At 55.0% G+C, this 15,765-nt stretch carries 13 protein-coding genes and 1 other RNA gene; 4 read left to right on the top strand and 10 right to left on the bottom strand.

Annotation, left to right across the window (positions count from 1 at the left end):
• The first annotated feature begins 69 nt into the window (after positions 1–69).
• A complete protein-coding gene (bglA, locus tag C2U53_RS13960; protein WP_044264420.1) occupies positions 70–1,503 on the top strand; it encodes a 6-phospho-beta-glucosidase BglA in 1,434 nt (477 codons plus the stop codon).
• 104 nt (positions 1,504–1,607) lie between these two features.
• On the opposite strand, the gene C2U53_RS13955 is transcribed toward bglA, so the two are convergent.
• The 8 genes from C2U53_RS13955 to C2U53_RS13915 all read right to left on the bottom strand — a co-directional run bounded on the left by C2U53_RS13955 (position 1,608) and on the right by C2U53_RS13915 (position 11,783).
• A complete protein-coding gene (locus tag C2U53_RS13955) occupies positions 1,608–2,351 on the bottom strand; it encodes an SDR family oxidoreductase (RefSeq protein ID WP_042999359.1) in 744 nt (247 codons plus the stop codon).
• 78 nt (positions 2,352–2,429) lie between these two features.
• Positions 2,430–5,303, bottom strand: coding sequence for an aminomethyl-transferring glycine dehydrogenase (gene gcvP / locus C2U53_RS13950; protein WP_104446026.1), 2,874 nt, complete (start codon positions 5,301–5,303; stop codon positions 2,430–2,432).
• 131 nt (positions 5,304–5,434) lie between these two features.
• The gene (gene gcvH / locus C2U53_RS13945) at positions 5,435–5,824 is read right to left on the bottom strand and encodes a glycine cleavage system protein GcvH (protein ID WP_042999357.1); all 390 of its coding nucleotides are present in this window, start codon (positions 5,822–5,824) and stop codon (positions 5,435–5,437) included.
• Positions 5,825–5,849: 25 nt separating this feature from the next.
• Entirely contained in the window at positions 5,850–6,944 is a 1,095-nt protein-coding gene (gene gcvT / locus C2U53_RS13940) for a glycine cleavage system aminomethyltransferase GcvT (protein WP_104446025.1), read from the bottom strand.
• A gap of 450 nt (positions 6,945–7,394) precedes the next feature.
• Entirely contained in the window at positions 7,395–8,597 is a 1,203-nt protein-coding gene (gene ubiI / locus C2U53_RS13930) for an FAD-dependent 2-octaprenylphenol hydroxylase (RefSeq protein WP_104446023.1), read from the bottom strand.
• An 88-nt stretch (positions 8,598–8,685) separates the two neighbouring features.
• Positions 8,686–9,864, bottom strand: coding sequence for a 2-octaprenyl-6-methoxyphenyl hydroxylase (gene ubiH / locus C2U53_RS13925; protein WP_042999354.1), 1,179 nt, complete (start codon positions 9,862–9,864; stop codon positions 8,686–8,688).
• Entirely contained in the window at positions 9,861–11,177 is a 1,317-nt protein-coding gene (pepP, locus tag C2U53_RS13920; protein ID WP_042999353.1) for a Xaa-Pro aminopeptidase, read from the bottom strand. Before pepP ends, ubiH begins: the two co-directional genes overlap by 4 nt.
• A 27-nt stretch (positions 11,178–11,204) precedes the next feature.
• Positions 11,205–11,783, bottom strand: a complete 579-nt coding sequence (locus tag C2U53_RS13915; RefSeq protein ID WP_125339144.1) for a YecA family protein — start codon at positions 11,781–11,783, stop codon at positions 11,205–11,207.
• A gap of 166 nt (positions 11,784–11,949) precedes the next feature.
• Here C2U53_RS13915 and zapA point away from each other — a divergent pair, with 166 nt between their 5' ends.
• From zapA to C2U53_RS13895, 3 genes are all read left to right on the top strand, one after another.
• Positions 11,950–12,279, top strand: a complete 330-nt coding sequence (zapA, locus tag C2U53_RS13905) for a cell division protein ZapA (RefSeq protein ID WP_042999351.1) — start codon at positions 11,950–11,952, stop codon at positions 12,277–12,279.
• Between the two features lie 42 nt (positions 12,280–12,321).
• A non-coding RNA gene (ssrS, locus tag C2U53_RS13900) (6S RNA) lies at positions 12,322–12,505 on the top strand.
• 20 nt (positions 12,506–12,525) lie between these two features.
• Positions 12,526–13,122, top strand: coding sequence for a 5-formyltetrahydrofolate cyclo-ligase (locus C2U53_RS13895; protein ID WP_044253985.1), 597 nt, complete (start codon positions 12,526–12,528; stop codon positions 13,120–13,122).
• Positions 13,123–13,516: 394 nt separating this feature from the next.
• On the opposite strand, the gene serA is transcribed toward C2U53_RS13895, so the two are convergent.
• Positions 13,517–14,749 (bottom strand): phosphoglycerate dehydrogenase, encoded by a 1,233-nt coding sequence (gene serA, locus C2U53_RS13890; protein WP_042999349.1) that lies wholly within the window; start codon positions 14,747–14,749, stop codon positions 13,517–13,519.
• A gap of 267 nt (positions 14,750–15,016) precedes the next feature.
• Positions 15,017–15,676 carry a ribose-5-phosphate isomerase RpiA gene (rpiA, locus tag C2U53_RS13885; protein ID WP_042322083.1) on the bottom strand — a complete coding sequence of 220 codons (660 nt, stop codon included), beginning with the start codon at positions 15,674–15,676 and terminating at the stop codon, positions 15,017–15,019.
• Between the last annotated feature and the right edge of the window lie 89 nt (positions 15,677–15,765).

The following is a 15,765-nucleotide window of genomic DNA, read 5'->3' as shown; positions in this document are numbered from 1 at the left end:
TATATCGTGACATTTACCTTCCCTTTGTTAGACTCAAATCAGTTTGTATTAATTTGAGATGACGCAACGATGAAAAAACTCACCTTACCAAAAGATTTTCTCTGGGGCGGCGCGGTTGCTGCACATCAGGTTGAAGGCGGCTGGAACAAAGGCGGTAAAGGACCGAGCATTTGTGACGTTCTGACCGGCGGCGCGCATGGCGTACCCCGTGAAATCACTCAGCAGGTGGTGCCGGGTAAATATTACCCGAACCACGAAGCGGTCGATTTTTATGGTCACTATAAAGAAGACATCAAGCTGTTTGCCGAAATGGGCTTTAAATGCTTCCGCACGTCCATCGCCTGGACCCGAATCTTCCCACAAGGTGACGAAACACAGCCAAATGAAGAAGGGCTGAAATTCTACGACGACATGTTTGATGAATTGCTCAAGTACAATATCGAACCGGTCATTACCCTTTCTCACTTTGAAATGCCGTTGCACCTGGTTCAGCAGTACGGCGGCTGGACTCACCGCAAGGTCGTTGATTTCTTTGTTCGTTTTGCCGAAGTGGTGTTTGAACGCTATAAGCATAAGGTCAAATACTGGATGACCTTCAACGAAATCAACAACCAGCGCAACTGGCGTGCGCCGCTGTTTGGCTATTGCTGCTCTGGCGTTGTTTATACCGAGCACGAAAACCCGGAAGAGACCATGTACCAGGTGCTGCACCACCAGTTTGTTGCCAGCGCGTTAGCCGTGAAGGCGGCGCGTCGCATCAATCCGGAGATGAAGGTGGGCTGCATGCTGGCGATGGTCGCGCTGTATCCGTTCTCCTGCAAGCCAGAAGACGTCATGTTCGCCCAGGAATCCATGCGCGAGCGTTATGTTTTCACTGACGTTCAGTTGCGCGGTTACTACCCGTCCTATGTCCTCAACGAGTGGGAGCGTCGCGGCTTTAACATTAAAATGGAAGACGGCGATACCGCGATTCTGCGTGAAGGTACCTGCGATTACCTCGGCTTCAGTTACTACATGACCAACGCAGTGAAGGCCGAAGGCGGCAGTGGCGATGCCATTTCGGGGTTCGAAGGCAGCGTACCGAATCCGCACGTCAAAGCCTCCGACTGGGGCTGGCAGATTGACCCGGTGGGTCTACGCTACTCGCTGTGCGAACTGTATGAACGTTACCAGAAACCGTTGTTCATCGTTGAAAACGGCTTTGGCGCTTACGATAAAGTCGAAGACGATGGCAGCATTAACGACGACTACCGCATTGACTATCTGCGCACCCATATCGAAGAGATGATGAAGGCGGTCACGTATGACGGTGTGGATCTGATGGGTTACACGCCATGGGGCTGTATCGACTGCGTCTCTTTCACCACCGGCCAGTACAGCAAACGTTATGGCTTTATCTATGTGAACAAGCACGACGACGGCACGGGTGACATGTCCCGTTCACGCAAGAAGAGTTTCGACTGGTACAAAGCCGTGATCGCCAGCAACGGCGAGGTGCTGTGAGCTTTTGCCGGATGACGGTGTAAACGCCTTATCCGGCCTACATGCTCTTTCGGGAAAGGGAATATAAGCCGGATATCGCGCAGCGTTATCCGGCAAACATTACATTACTTCCCGCCCGCCAGTTCCAGAAAACTGCCCGTGACATACGACGCTTTCTCGCTCAGCAGCCAGGCAATGGCCTGCGCCACCTCTTCCGGCTGTCCGCCGCGCTGCATAGGTAACATCGACTTCACGCGATCCACCCGTCCAGGCTCGCCGCCGGAGGCGTGGATTTCGGTGTAAATTAGCCCCGGACGCACACCGTTGACCCGTATACCCTGCGCCGCCACCTCCAGCGCCAGTCCCGTCGTCAGAGAATCGACAGCCCCTTTCGACGCCGCATAGTCAACATATTCCCCCGGCGCGCCCAGCCGCGACGCCGCTGACGACACGTTCACAATCGCCCCGCCGTGACCGCCGTGTTTGTGCGACATCCGCTTGACCGCTTCGCGACAGCAGAGGAAATACCCCGTCACGTTGGTCGCTAACACGCGGTTAATCCGCTCGGCAGAGAGGTTTTCGATTGTACTTTGTTCAAACAAAATTCCGGCATTATTGACCAGCGCCACCAGCGGCTCATTTTCACGGTCGATCGATTCGAACATCGCCACGACCTGCGCTTCGTCACTGATATCTGCGCGCAGGGTAAACGCGTTCCCGCCAGCGGCGACTATCTTATTCACCACCTCGGTGGCAGCCCGAATATTATGATGAAAATTAACGGCAACCGTGTAACCCTCATCTGCCAGCTGCAACGCGGTCGCGCGCCCAATGCCACGACTGCCGCCGGTAACCAGTGCGATTCCCATAGCGTTCTCCCGATATGAAAAAGCCGGGTGGCGGCTTCGCCTTACCCGGCCTACAAATGATTTACTACCGTGGCAAAATTACTGGTATTCGCTCATCGGCACGCAGGAGCAGAACAGGTTACGGTCGCCATAAACGTCATCAAGACGCTTCACGGTTGGCCAGTACTTGTTCGCTACACCCGCCGGGAAGACCGCCACTTCACGGCTGTAACCGTGATTCCACTCTGCTACCAGCTCGTTTTGGGTATGCGGCGCGTTAACCAGTGGGTTATCTTCCAGCGTCCATTCGCCGCTCTGCACGCGATCGATTTCCGCACGAATCGCCAGCATCGCGTTGATAAAGCGATCCAGTTCCACTTTGCTTTCTGATTCCGTTGGCTCAACCATCAGCGTACCCGCGACCGGGAACGACATGGTCGGCGCATGGAAGCCGTAGTCGATCAGGCGTTTGGCAATATCCAGTTCACTGATACCGGTCGCTTCTTTCAGCGGACGGATGTCGAGAATACACTCGTGCGCCACGCGACCATCGCGGCCGGTATACAGAACCGGGAATGCGTCTTTCAGACGGCTGGCAATGTAGTTGGCATTCAGAATTGCCACCTGACTTGCCTGCTTCAGTCCTTCGGCGCCCATCATGCGGATGTACATCCAACTGATTGGCAGAATTGATGCGCTGCCGAACGGTGCGGCAGACACCGCGCCCTGACGGGTCAGCATCCCTTCAATCTGCACCACACTGTGGCCTGGTACAAACGGCGCAAGGTGCGATTTCACGCCAATCGGTCCCATGCCTGGGCCACCGCCGCCGTGCGGAATGCAGAAGGTTTTGTGCAGGTTCAGGTGCGAAACGTCAGCGCCGATAAATCCCGGCGAGGTGATACCCACCTGAGCATTCATATTTGCGCCGTCGAGATAAACCTGACCACCGAATTGATGCACGATCTCGCACACTTCGCGGATCGTCTCTTCGTAAACGCCGTGGGTAGACGGATAGGTCACCATGATGCAAGAGAGATTTTCGCCCGCCTGAGCGGCTTTTTCACGCAGATCGCCAAGATCGATATTCCCGTTCTTATCACAGGCCACGACCACTACCTGCATCCCCGCCATCTGTGCGGAAGCCGGGTTAGTCCCGTGCGCAGAGGCCGGAATCAGGCAGATATCGCGATGCCCTTCATTGCGGCTTTCGTGATAATGGCGGATCGCCAGCAGACCGGCGTATTCCCCTTGTGCACCAGAGTTCGGCTGCATACAGACGGCGTCGTAACCGGTCAGTTTGACCAGCCAGTCAGAAAGCTGACCAATCATCTGATGGTAGCCTTCCGCCTGTTCTGGCGGGCAGAACGGATGCAGTTCGGCAAATTCCGGCCAGGTAATCGGGATCATTTCCGCTGCCGCATTCAGCTTCATGGTGCAGGAACCCAGCGGGATCATCGCCTGATTCAGCGCCAGATCTTTGCGCTCCAGCGAGTGCATGTAGCGCATCATCTCAGTTTCACTGTGATAGCGATTGAATACCGGGTGGCTCAGGATGGCGTCATCACGCAGCATACTTTCCTGAATTGAACGACTGTCGTGCGCCACCTCTTTGTCCAGGGTGTCGATGTTCAGACCGTGGCCGTCACCCAGCAGAACCGTAAACAACTGCAAGACATTTTCACGGGTGGTGGTTTCGTCAAGCGTAATGCCGACTGCGTTATGGATATCACTGCGCAGGTTGATTTCTGCCGCTTGCGCACGCGCCAGCACTGCGGCTTTGTCCGCCACTTCCACGCACAGTGTGTCAAAATAGTAGGCATGACGCAGTTTCAGCCCTTTTTGTTGCATGCCCACGGCCAGGATATCGGTCAGACGGTGGATACGATTCGCAATGCGTTTCAGGCCAACCGGGCCATGATACACGGCATACAGGCTGGCGATATTTGCCAGCAGTACCTGTGAGGTACAAATGTTGGAGTTCGCTTTCTCGCGGCGAATATGCTGCTCACGCGTCTGCATCGCCATACGCAGCGCGGTATTGCCCGCCGCATCTTTCGATACGCCGATAATACGGCCCGGCATGGAGCGTTTGAATTCATCTTTTGCTGCAAAAAATGCCGCGTGTGGACCGCCATAGCCCATCGGTACGCCAAAGCGTTGCGCAGAGCCGAAAACAATGTCCGCGCCCTGTTTGCCCGGCGCGGTCAACAGCACCAGCGCCATAAAATCGGCAGCAACGCTGACGATCACTTTGCGTGATTTCAGTTCGCTAATCAGCGTGCTGTAGTCGTGGACTTCACCGGTGGTACCCACCTGCTGTAACAGCACGCCGAACACATCCTGGTGATCCAGTACTTTCGCCGCATCATCCACAATCACGTCAAAACCAAAAGTTTCCGCACGCGTACGAACAACATCCAGCGTTTGTGGATGCACATCTGCGGCAACAAAGAAACGGTTCGCGTTTTTCAGTTTGCTGACGCGCTTCGCCATTGCCATCGCTTCTGCAGCCGCAGTGGCTTCATCGAGCAGCGAAGCGGAAGCCATGTCCAGACCGGTCAGATCCAGTGTCACCTGTTGGAAGTTCAGCAGTGCTTCCAGGCGGCCCTGAGACACTTCCGGCTGATAAGGCGTATAGGCGGTGTACCAGCCCGGGTTTTCCAGCATGTTACGCAGGATAACCGGTGGCAGTTGCACGGCGGTATAACCCATGCCGATGTATGACGTGAAGCGCTTGTTACGCCCGGCGATGGCCTTTAATTCTGCCAGCGCGGCGTATTCGGTCGCCGCCTCGCCCACCTGCGGCGGGGTTGCGAGCTGAATGTCTTTCGGCACAATCTGGCCGATCAGCGCGTTTAACGACCCGGCACCAACGGCATTCAGCATCTCTTGCTGTTGCGTGGCGTCCGGTCCGATGTGGCGTTCAATGAAAGCGCCGCTGTTTTCAAGCTGGCTTAACGTCTGTGTCATGGGCGATGGTTCCTGAAACGTGCAGTGAATCGTGATTGTCTCTGTCTGCGAGCCCGGTTGCGCTAACGCTTACCGGGCCTACGCATGCCTTCCAGGCCGGATAAGCGCAGCGCCATCCGGCAAAGGCAGATTTACTCGTCTTCTAACAATGCTTCGTACGCAGTGGCATCCAGCAGCGAGTCCAGTTCGCTCTCATCACTGGCTTTGATTTTGAAAATCCAGCCGTCGGCGTACGGCTCGCTGTTCACCAGTTCCGGGGAGTCGCTCAGCGCATCGTTAACGGCCACGATCTCACCGCCGATCGGCGCATAGATATCAGAAGCGGCTTTGACAGATTCGGCAACCGCGCAGTCATCACCCGCGCTCACGGTCGTGCCGACTTCCGGCAGGTCAACAAAAACCATGTCGCCCAACAGTTCCTGAGCGTGTTCGGTAATGCCAACGGTGTAAGAGCCGTCAGCTTCTTTGCGCAGCCATTCGTGTTCTTTACTGTATTTCAGTTCTGCTGGTACGTTGCTCATCAATCAATCTCCAGAAAAGGATGAATCACGCGACGGCTTTGCCGTTACGCACAAAAACAGGTTTAGTGACTTTTACCGGCATTTCGCGGTTGCGAATCTGCACAATGGCCGTTTCGCCAATTCCCTCAGGGACGCGCGCCAGCGCGATGCTGTAGCCCAGCGTCGGTGAGAAGGTACCGCTCGTGATAACGCCTTCCTGCTGATTGCCCTGGGCATCGGTGAAACGTACCGGCAGTTCGTTACGCAGCACACCTTTTTCGGTCATCACCAGACCAACCAACTGCTCGTGGCCTTTTTCACGCTGGAGTTCCAGCGCTTCACGCCCGATAAAGTCGCGATCGGCGGGTTCCCAAGCAACAGTCCAGCCCATATTAGCCGCCAGTGGAGTGATCCCCTCATCCATCTCCTGGCCATACAGGTTCATACCCGCTTCCAGACGCAGCGTATCGCGCGCGCCCAGACCACACGGTTTCACCCCCGCTTCCACCAGCGCACGCCAGAAATCCGCCGCCTTTTCATTCGGCATCGCAATCTCATAGCCCACTTCACCGGTATAACCGGTCGTGGCGATAAACAGGTCGCCGGCCTGCACGCCGAAGAACGGTTTCATGCCTTCAACGGCTTTGCGCTGCTCGTCAGTAAACAGGGATGCCGCCTTCGCCTGCGCGTTAGGCCCCTGCACCGCGATCAGCGACAGGTCATCACGCACGGTAATGTCGATGGCATAAGGTTCAGCGTGTTGGGTAATCCAGGAGAGGTCTTTTTCGCGAGTGGCGGAGTTAACAACGAGGCGGAAGAAGTCTTCGGTAAAGTAATAGACAATCAGGTCATCTATCACGCCGCCCGAGGCGTTAAGCATACCGGAATAAAGCGCCTTGCCGGTTTTCGTGAGCTTTGCCACATCGTTCGCCAGCAGATAACGCAAGAACTCCCGAGTGCGACTGCCGCGTAGATCGACGATGGTCATGTGCGACACATCAAACATTCCGGCATCGGTGCGAACCGCATGGTGTTCATCGAGCTGAGAACCATAATGCAGCGGCATCATCCAGCCGTGGAAATCGACCATGCGCGCGCCGCATAGCGTGTGTTGTTCGTACAAAGGCGTCTGTTGAGCCATCTTGTCCTCATTGAATAAGCGGGGCTGACCACCCTTTCGCAGCGAAAATTGTCGCCACGAAACCCGGCATCGACGTCACTCCTGGACTCCGACGCAAACGTTCTCTTTGCCCCTGAACTTACCACCGAAATCCACGCTAAACCATAAAACAAAATTAACCATCACATTAGCTTATGACCAAAAACCACCAAAACACCATCAGCATAAAAAACCATTGAAAAGGCCATTAATAAAGATAAATGATAAGCACTCATCCATAACAGCCGCACATATCAATATTAAACGCTAAAAAAATGTCAAAACTGGCGTTGCGAGAAAATCATGACATTAGAAAATATAATGCGAAAAGAAGAGTGAAATTAGTTTATTTCAAATGAGGAAAGCCTCCCGGCGAAGACGCCGGGAGAAGGAAATGTGACGGGTTTCAAATTCTTTAAAAAGAGGGAATGCTTAGCGAAGCCACTCAGGCAGATCGTTTAATCCCATTGCCTGACGGAGAAGTTGCGGTTTAACGCCCGGGAGCGTATTAGCCAGTTTCAGCCCTATATCACGCAGCAGTTTTTTCGCCGGATTCGTCCCCGCAAACAGCTCGCGGAATCCCTGCATGCCCGCGAGCATCATCGCGGCGCTGTGCTTACGGCTACGCTCATAGCGACGCAAATAAAGGTACTGACCGATGTCTTTACCCTGACGATGCAGACGTTTGAGTTCATCCACCAGTTCTGCTGCATCCATAAAACCGAGGTTTACGCCCTGTCCGGCCAGCGGATGGATAGTATGCGCAGCGTCGCCCACCAGCGCCAGACGATGCGCGGCAAACTGACGCGCATAGCGTCCTGTCAGCGGAAACACCTGGCGGTCGCTTTCCACCTGACACAGCCCCAGACGATTATCAAACGCGATGTTCAGCGCCTGATTAAATTGCTCATCGCTAAGCTGCTGCATCCGTTCAGCCGCTTCCGGCGCAAGCGACCAGACGATGGAGCACAAATGCGGATCGCTGAGCGGCAAAAACGCCAGAATGCCTTCACCGTGAAACGCCTGACGGGCAACAGCACCGTGCGCTTCTTCGGTGCGAATAGTCGCGACCAGCGCATGATGGCGGTAATCCCAGAAGGTCAGCGGAATGTCTGCCTTATTGCGTAGCCACGAATTCGCCCCATCGGCGCCAATCACCAGACGCGCGGTGAGCATTGCGCCATCTTTCAGCGTCAGGAAGGCTTCGTTTTCCCCCCACGCCACCTGCTGCAATTCGGCAGGCGCCATCAGCGTGATATCGGAGGATTGCTGCGCTTTTTGCCACAGCGCGTAATGGATCACGGCGTTCTCTACGATATGGCCCAGATGGCTGTAGCCCATGCTTTGGTCATCAAATTCAATGCGGCCAAAGCTGTCCTTATCCCACACTTCCATCCCGTGATAACAACTGGCGCGACGAGCCACAATGTCTGACCAGACGCCCAGACGGGTAAGCAGTTTTTCACTGGCGGCATTGATTGCCGACACGCGAAGCGCAGGATCGGCATCCATCGCCAACGGCTGCGGTTCGCGCTGTTCGAGCACAGCGACACGTAAACCGCTGCCCTGTAACCCGCACGCGACAGCCAGGCCAACCATGCCTCCACCCACGATTGCTACATCAACACTTTGCACTGTTTACTCCTGGAAATCGGAAACCGCCATCGGGCGTCATGTTCGTATAAATACCGGATGGCGCTTCGCTTATCCGGTCTGGAGATGTTTACCGCGCCACCCAGCCTAACGTCCGCTGCGCAAACGCATTGCGGGCGGGAGGGCATAATTCCATGGTCATCAGTCCCATGTTGCGCCCAACAACCAGCGGCGCCCAGCGGTTGGCAAACAGATGGACCAGACTGTCCGTCACGCCGACCGTAGCCTGGCGATCCTCCTGACGACGCTGTTGATAGTGCGAGAGCACGGCGTAATCACCGACGTCCCTGCCCGTTGCCTGCGCTTCAGTCAGCGTTTCGGCGAGGCTCATGACATCGCGCAGTCCGAGGTTGAACCCTTGCCCTGCAATCGGATGCAGCGTCTGCGCGGCGTTACCCACCAGCACGGTACGGTGCGTGAACGCCTTCGCCGCCGTGGTGAGCGACAGCGGATACGCGCTCCGTTTGCCTGCGTGCGTGATTTTCCCCAACCGCCAGCCAAATGCCGTCTGGAGTTCGCGACAGAAACGTTCATCTGACCAGCTCAGAATCTCCTCACGGTGTTCCAGCGGATGGCACCACACCAGCGAACTGCGCCCTTCAGACATCGGCAGCATCGCCAATGGTCCATGCGCCGTAAACCGTTCAAACGCGCGGCCATTATGTGCAACGGCGGTTGAGACGTTAGCAATCACCGCCAACTGCTCATAGGGTTCCTGTTGCCAGTCAACGCCGCAGGCGGTGGCCAGCGCTGAACGGGTACCATCCGCTGCCACCAGAACGCGTCCGACGATCGTTTCGCCCGTCTCCAGCGTGACATTCACCTGGTCTTCGGTACGCGACACGCTGGCAACCCGATCCGGGCAGTGCAACGTGACGCCAGGCGCTTTTCGCAGCAGAGCAAACAGGCGTAACCCCACGTCATGCAGCTCAACCACCTGACCCAGCGCCGGAATGCGATAGTCCTCAGCGTGGAGCGTCACAAAACCGGCATGACCCCGATCGCTGACGTGGACGGTATTGATCGCGGTGGCGCAGTCGGCAATTGCCTGCCAGACGCCAATGCGTGCCAGTTGTTGGCAGGTCCCCGCCGCGAGCGCAATCGCCCGGGCATCAAACCCGGGATGACTGTCCGCTTCGGGGGCAGTCGCTTCAATCAGATGAACCGGCAGCATCCCCTGACTCAACCGGGAAATCGCCAGCGCCAGCGTCGCGCCCACCATGCCACCGCCAACAATGATCACGCTCATGCCTTTTTCGCCGCCGCCATTAACGCTTCAATCTCATCCGCCTTTTTGACGACGCCAGCGGTCAGATTTTCGTTGCCGTTTTCGGTGATCAGAATGTCATCCTCAATACGGATCCCGATCCCCCGATACGCTTCCGGGACATCGGCATCAGGCGCAATATACAGCCCTGGTTCAACGGTAATCACCATTCCTGGCTTCAGGATGCGGGAACGATCCTGCTCATATTCGCCGACATCATGGACATCCAGCCCCAGCCAGTGGCTCAGACCGTGCATAAAGAACGGACGATGCGCATTATCGGCGATCAGTTGATCCACTTCGCCCTGCAAAATACCCAGCTTCACCAGCCCGGTAATCATAATGCGCACGACTTCGCCGGTGACTTCCTGAATCGAGGTGCCCGGACGGTACAGACGCAGGCTGGTTTCCAGTGATTCCAGGACGATGTCGTAGATTTCACGTTGCGCCGGGGTAAATTTGCCATTCACCGGGAACGTTCGGGTGATATCCCCGGCATAGCCCTGGTATTCACAACCTGCATCAATCAGCACCAAATCGCCGTCGCGCAGTTCACTTTCATTTTCGGTGTAATGCAGAATACAGCCATTTTCACCGCTGCCCACAATGGTGTTGTAGGACGGATAGCGTGCGCCGTGGCGAGTAAATTCGTGGTGAATTTCGCCTTCCAGGTGATACTCAAACATCCCCGGACGGCATTTCTCCATCGCCCGGGTATGCGCGAGTGCCGTAATTTCTCCGGCGCGACGCATCACCGCAATCTCTTCGGGCGACTTAAACAGGCGCATTTCATGCACCATCGGGCGCCAGTCGATCAGGGTCGACGGCGCTTTCAGGTTCTGGCGCGAGCCTTTGCGCAGTTTTTCCAGCGCGGTGAAGACAATCTCATCCGCATACGCATATTCGCCCTGCGCGTGATACACCACGTCCAGACCATTAAGAAGTTGAAAAAGCTGTTGATTAATTTCGCTGAAGGCCAGCGCGCGATCCACCGCCAGTTTTTCCGGCGCGGCATCTTGCCCCAGACGTCGACCAAACCAGATTTCTGCAGTCAGATCGCGAACGCGGTTGAACAACACGCTGTGGTTATGGGTATCGTCGCTTTTAATCAGTACCAGAACGGCTTCCGGTTCGTTAAAACCGGTGAAATACCAGAAATCGCTGCTCTGGCGATACGGGTATTCACTGTCCGCGCTGCGCGTGACTTCCGGCGCGGCAAAAATCAGCGCGGCGCTGCCTGGCTGCATTTGCGCAAGCAGTGCCTGGCGACGACGTTGGTATTCCTGCGGTGTCATGACGTGGCCTCCATTATCGTTTTCTTTTTAGTGTAGGGTCGGTTTACGCACTTCCGGTGCGGTCGGCGGCTGACGAGTGAAGGTATCGTGGCACAGCAGCGCCGCGACACGCACATACTCGATGATCTCTTCGAGCGACATCTCCAGCTCTTCCTGATCTTCCTCTTCGTCATAGCCGAGCTGCGCGATATTGCGCAAATCGTCGATGGCTTCGCCCGTTTCTCCGGTCACTTTATCGAGCTTCGGCTGCGTGACGCCGAGGCCAAGCAGGAAGTGATTAACCCATCCCGCCAGTGCGTCTGCACGATCGAAAACGCTCACGTCATCGCCTTCAGGCAGATAAAGCTGAAAAAGGAAACCATCATCTTCCAGCGCGTCGCTGGTCGCGGAGTGCATCTTACGCAGCGCCTGAGCCAGTTCATGACCGAAGGCCAGCCCTTCGTTCGTCAGGTCGTGAAGCAGCGGCTGCCAGGAGCTGTCGTTATTACCACCGCAAATCATCCCGCTGATCAAACCGTGCATTTCCGCTGGGGTCAGTCCGGCCCCTTGTTGGTTCAAATACTGGTTCATTTCACTGTAACCAGGCATTTCGTTCTGTATAGACATAAGCATTCGTCATCAAAGGGAGGATATTCATGGTATGCTACCACTTTGGACCCTGGTGAACCAGAATAGGGCTTGTATCTTCACACCAGGGTAGCTATAGTGTCGCCCCTTCGCGGACCCAGGGTCTGGAGACGAAGGCAGCACAGTCAATCAGCAGGAAGGTGGCATGTCTGCACAACCCGTCGATATCCAAATATTTGGCCGTTCACTGCGAGTGAATTGCCCGCCTGAACAAAGGGATGCGTTGAATCAGGCTGCGGACGATCTGAATCAGCGGTTGCAAGATCTGAAAGTTCGCACTAGAGTCACAAATACTGAGCAACTGGTATTCATTGCTGCACTGAATATTAGCTACGAACTGGCTCAGGAAAAAGCGAAGACCCGCGACTACGCGGCGAGCATGGAACAACGTATTCGGATGCTCCAACAGACCATTGAACAGGCACTGCTTGATCAGGGTCGCATAACCGAAAAAACGAACCAAAACTTTGAATAACACTTTTCGGTTTACTATGGTAGAGTGACCGTGAAGACAAAAATTTCTCTGAGATGTTTGCAAGCGGGCCAGTCCCCTGAGCCGATATTTCATACCACAAGAATGTGGCGATCCATGGTTGGTGAGCATGCTCGGTCCGTCCGAGAAGCCTTAAAACTGTGACGACGCATTCACCTTGAACCAAGGGTTCAAGGGTTACAGCCTGCGGCGGCATCTCGGAGATTCTCCTTCTACCTGGCGACAGCCATGACATTACTTTCTGAACTCCCTTTATCACGACAAACCATTCGCCAGATGATTAGGCAACGTCGTCGTGCGCTCACACTTTCGCAGCAAATCACCTTCGGTCAGCAGGCCGCAACACGCATGCTTGCATACCCTCCCGTAGTGATGGCGCACACGGTCGCCGTGTTTTTGTCATTTGATGGCGAACTCGATACTCAGCCCCTAATTGAACAACTCTGGCACGCGGGAAAACGCGTCTATCTCCCGGTCCTGCACCCATTCAGCCCCGGTAATTTGCTGTTTCTGCACTATCACCCGCACAGTGAACTGATCACTAATCGGCTGAAGATTCAGGAACCTAAACTCGACGTTCGTGATGTTCTGCCGCTTTCGCAACTGGACGTGCTGGTCACGCCACTGGTGGCGTTTGATGAGTACGGTCAGCGTTTAGGGATGGGTGGCGGATTCTACGATCGCACCTTGCAAAACTGGCAACAGCATGGTCTGACGCCCGTAGGGTATGCCCACGACTGTCAGCGTGTGGAGAAATTGCCGGCAGAAGAGTGGGATGTCCCCTTACCGGCCGTCGTAACGCCGTCAAAAGTGTGGGAGTGGTAAGCGCTTCTTTGCTGATTGACACCGCCGTTTTTTTGACCTAAATTTCCTCGGTAAGGGTGAGGGAGGCGAACCTCCCTCCTGCGTTTTCGCTGTTAATATGCTGGCCAGGCGATGATTAACAGGATAAGCAGCATGATGACATAACTCATCATCGTCCCTTTCCTTTTTAGAGCCCCTGCTTCGGTAGGGGCTTTCCCGTTTCAGCGTCGTGCTGCGCCTCTATCGTAAATTCCTTTTGTTGATGTACAACGCGTAGCGAAGCCTTTAATCATCAATTGCGGCAAGGCACGAAAACAAGATGTATACGTTACAAAAAGGATGGCGATGTCGGGAAAACGAAAGGAGAAAGGAAGAAATGACGGGCAGACTCAGCGCCTGCCCGCATCGGTAAGGATCAGTACAACAGGCGCGCGCGAATAGTGCCCGGAATGGCCTTCATCGCCAACAGCGCTTTCTCGGCGACTGCTTCATCCGCTTCAATGTCGATAACGACATAACCCATTTGCGCCGACGTTTGCAGATACTGCGCGGCAATGTTGACGCCCTGCTCGGCAAAAATCTGGTTCAGGGAAGTCAGCACGCCAGGACGGTTTTCATGGATGTGCATCAGACGACGCCCGCCGTGGAGCGGCAGCGACACTTCCGGGAAGTTAACCGCAGAAAGCGTAGAGCCGTTATCAGAATACTTCGCCAGTTTACCTGCCACTTCCAGACCAATGTTTTCTTGCGCTTCCTGAGTGGAACCTCCTATATGCGGCGTCAGAATCACGTTATCAAAGTCGCAAAGCGGTGAAGTGAACGGATCGCTGTTGGTTGCCGGCTCGGTCGGGAACACGTCGATTGCTGCCCCTGCCAGGTGTTTGGTCGCCAGCGCATCGCACAGCGCGGGAATATCTACCACGGTGCCACGTGCGGCGTTGATCAGCAGCGAGCCAGGCTTCATCAGCGCGATCTCTTTCGCGCCCATCATGTTCTTCGTTGAGGCGTTTTCCGGCACGTGCAGGCTGACCACGTCGCTCATGTTGAGCAGTTCAGACAGATGCTGAACCTGAGTGGCGTTACCCAGCGGCAGCTTGTTTTCAATATCGTAGAAGTAAACGTGCATCCCCAGCGATTCCGCCAGAATACCCAACTGAGTCCCGATGTGGCCATAGCCAATAATGCCGAGTCTTTTACCACGTGCTTCAAACGAACCGGCAGCCAGTTTATTCCACACACCGCGGTGCGCTTTGGCGTTTGCTTCCGGTACGCCGCGCAGCAGCAGTAGCAGCTCACCAATCACCAACTCCGCCACGGAACGGGTGTTAGAGAACGGCGCGTTAAACACCGGAATACCGCGCTTTGCTGCCGCCTTCAGGTCTACCTGGTTGGTGCCGATACAGAAGCAACCGATAGCGACCAGTTTTTCCGCCGCGTTGATCACCTCTTCTGTCAGATGGGTACGGGATCGCAGGCCAATGAAGTGGGCATCACGGATGGACTCTTTCAGCTCTTCAGCATCCAGTGCCCCTTTGTGAAATTCGATGTTGGTATAACCTGCTGCCCGAAGGCTATCCAGCGCCTTTTGATGCACGCCTTCAACCAGCAGAAATTTAATCTTGTCTTTCTCCAGCGATACCTTTGCCATTTCCCGACCCTGTCTTTTTATGCAATCTGATATTGTGTGTGTGGATTTGCATCCGCCTTTCAACATATCAAAAATAATTATTGCGGCAATATGAACGTTTGCGTCGCTCTGTTGAGGAACGTTCATTCAGTGGCAAATGCCAGAGGAAAATGCTGGGGATAAGTTTTTCTTTGGAGAAATCAGCAGGGCAAGATTCAAAACGTGATACATGTCACCAAATTTGCCCTGCAAAAAAATTTTAACCGGGGAAGCGCTCCCCTGGTCAGATCATTTCACGATGGTTTTGACGCCGTCAGCGGTCCCGATTAACGCCACATCCGCGCCACGGTTAGCAAACAGGCCGACAGTCACCACGCCGGGAATAGCGTTAATGGCATTTTCCATCGCCACCGGATCGAGGATCTCCATGCCGTGCACATCAAGGATCACGTTACCGTTGTCAGTCACCACACCCTGACGGTATTCCGGACGACCGCCCAGTTTGACTAACTGGCGAGCCACTGCGCTGCGCGCCATTGGGATAACCTCAACCGGCAGCGGGAAGTTACCCAGAATATCCACTTCCTTGGACGCGTCGGCGATACAGATAAATTTCTTCGCCACGGAGGCAATGATTTTTTCACGGGTCAGCGCCGCGCCGCCGCCTTTAATCATCTGCATGTGACCGTTAATTTCGTCCGCGCCATCAACGTAAACGCCAAGGCTGTCCACTTCGTTGAGATCAAACACAGGGATGCCGAGGCTTTTGAGTTTTTCGGTTGAGGCATCCGAGCTGGAAACCGCGCCTTCAATCTGACCTTTCATGGTGCCCAGCGCGTCAATAAAGTGCGCGGCTGTTGAACCGGTACCTACCCCTACAATGGTGCCGGGCTGTACATACTGAAGTGCCGCCCATCCTACTGCTTTTTTCAGTTCATCCTGCGTCATGATTGTCTCGCCTTTGTGGAGAAAAATTCACGCGCATTATAGACCATTGCGCGGAAAAATCTTCCCGACCCGCTCGCAGGCTGCGGATT

This window comes from Citrobacter sp. CFNIH10, from assembly GCF_002934585.1.
Lineage (GTDB): Bacteria > Pseudomonadota > Gammaproteobacteria > Enterobacterales > Enterobacteriaceae > Citrobacter_A > Citrobacter_A amalonaticus.
The sequence above is the reverse complement of the archived record's forward strand: the minus strand, read 5'-3'. Positions and strand labels throughout refer to the sequence as shown.

Bases quoted from the DNA above. Each gene is read 5' to 3' on its own strand.
- bglA (WP_044264420.1), top strand. From the start codon at position 70: ATGAAAAAACTCACCTTACCAAAAGATTTTCTCTGGGGCGGCGCGGTT.
- C2U53_RS13955 (WP_042999359.1), bottom strand. From the start codon at position 2,351: ATGGGAATCGCACTGGTTACCGGCGGCAGTCGTGGCATTGGGCGCGCG.
- gcvP (WP_104446026.1), bottom strand. From the start codon at position 5,303: ATGACACAGACGTTAAGCCAGCTTGAAAACAGCGGCGCTTTCATTGAA.
- gcvH (WP_042999357.1), bottom strand. From the start codon at position 5,824: ATGAGCAACGTACCAGCAGAACTGAAATACAGTAAAGAACACGAATGG.
- gcvT (WP_104446025.1), bottom strand. From the start codon at position 6,944: ATGGCTCAACAGACGCCTTTGTACGAACAACACACGCTATGCGGCGCG.
- ubiH (WP_042999354.1), bottom strand. From the start codon at position 9,864: ATGAGCGTGATCATTGTTGGCGGTGGCATGGTGGGCGCGACGCTGGCG.
- pepP (WP_042999353.1), bottom strand. From the start codon at position 11,177: ATGACACCGCAGGAATACCAACGTCGTCGCCAGGCACTGCTTGCGCAA.
- C2U53_RS13915 (WP_125339144.1), bottom strand. From the start codon at position 11,783: ATGTCTATACAGAACGAAATGCCTGGTTACAGTGAAATGAACCAGTAT.
- zapA (WP_042999351.1), top strand. From the start codon at position 11,950: ATGTCTGCACAACCCGTCGATATCCAAATATTTGGCCGTTCACTGCGA.
- C2U53_RS13895 (WP_044253985.1), top strand. From the start codon at position 12,526: ATGACATTACTTTCTGAACTCCCTTTATCACGACAAACCATTCGCCAG.
- serA (WP_042999349.1), bottom strand. From the start codon at position 14,749: ATGGCAAAGGTATCGCTGGAGAAAGACAAGATTAAATTTCTGCTGGTT.
- rpiA (WP_042322083.1), bottom strand. From the start codon at position 15,676: ATGACGCAGGATGAACTGAAAAAAGCAGTAGGATGGGCGGCACTTCAG.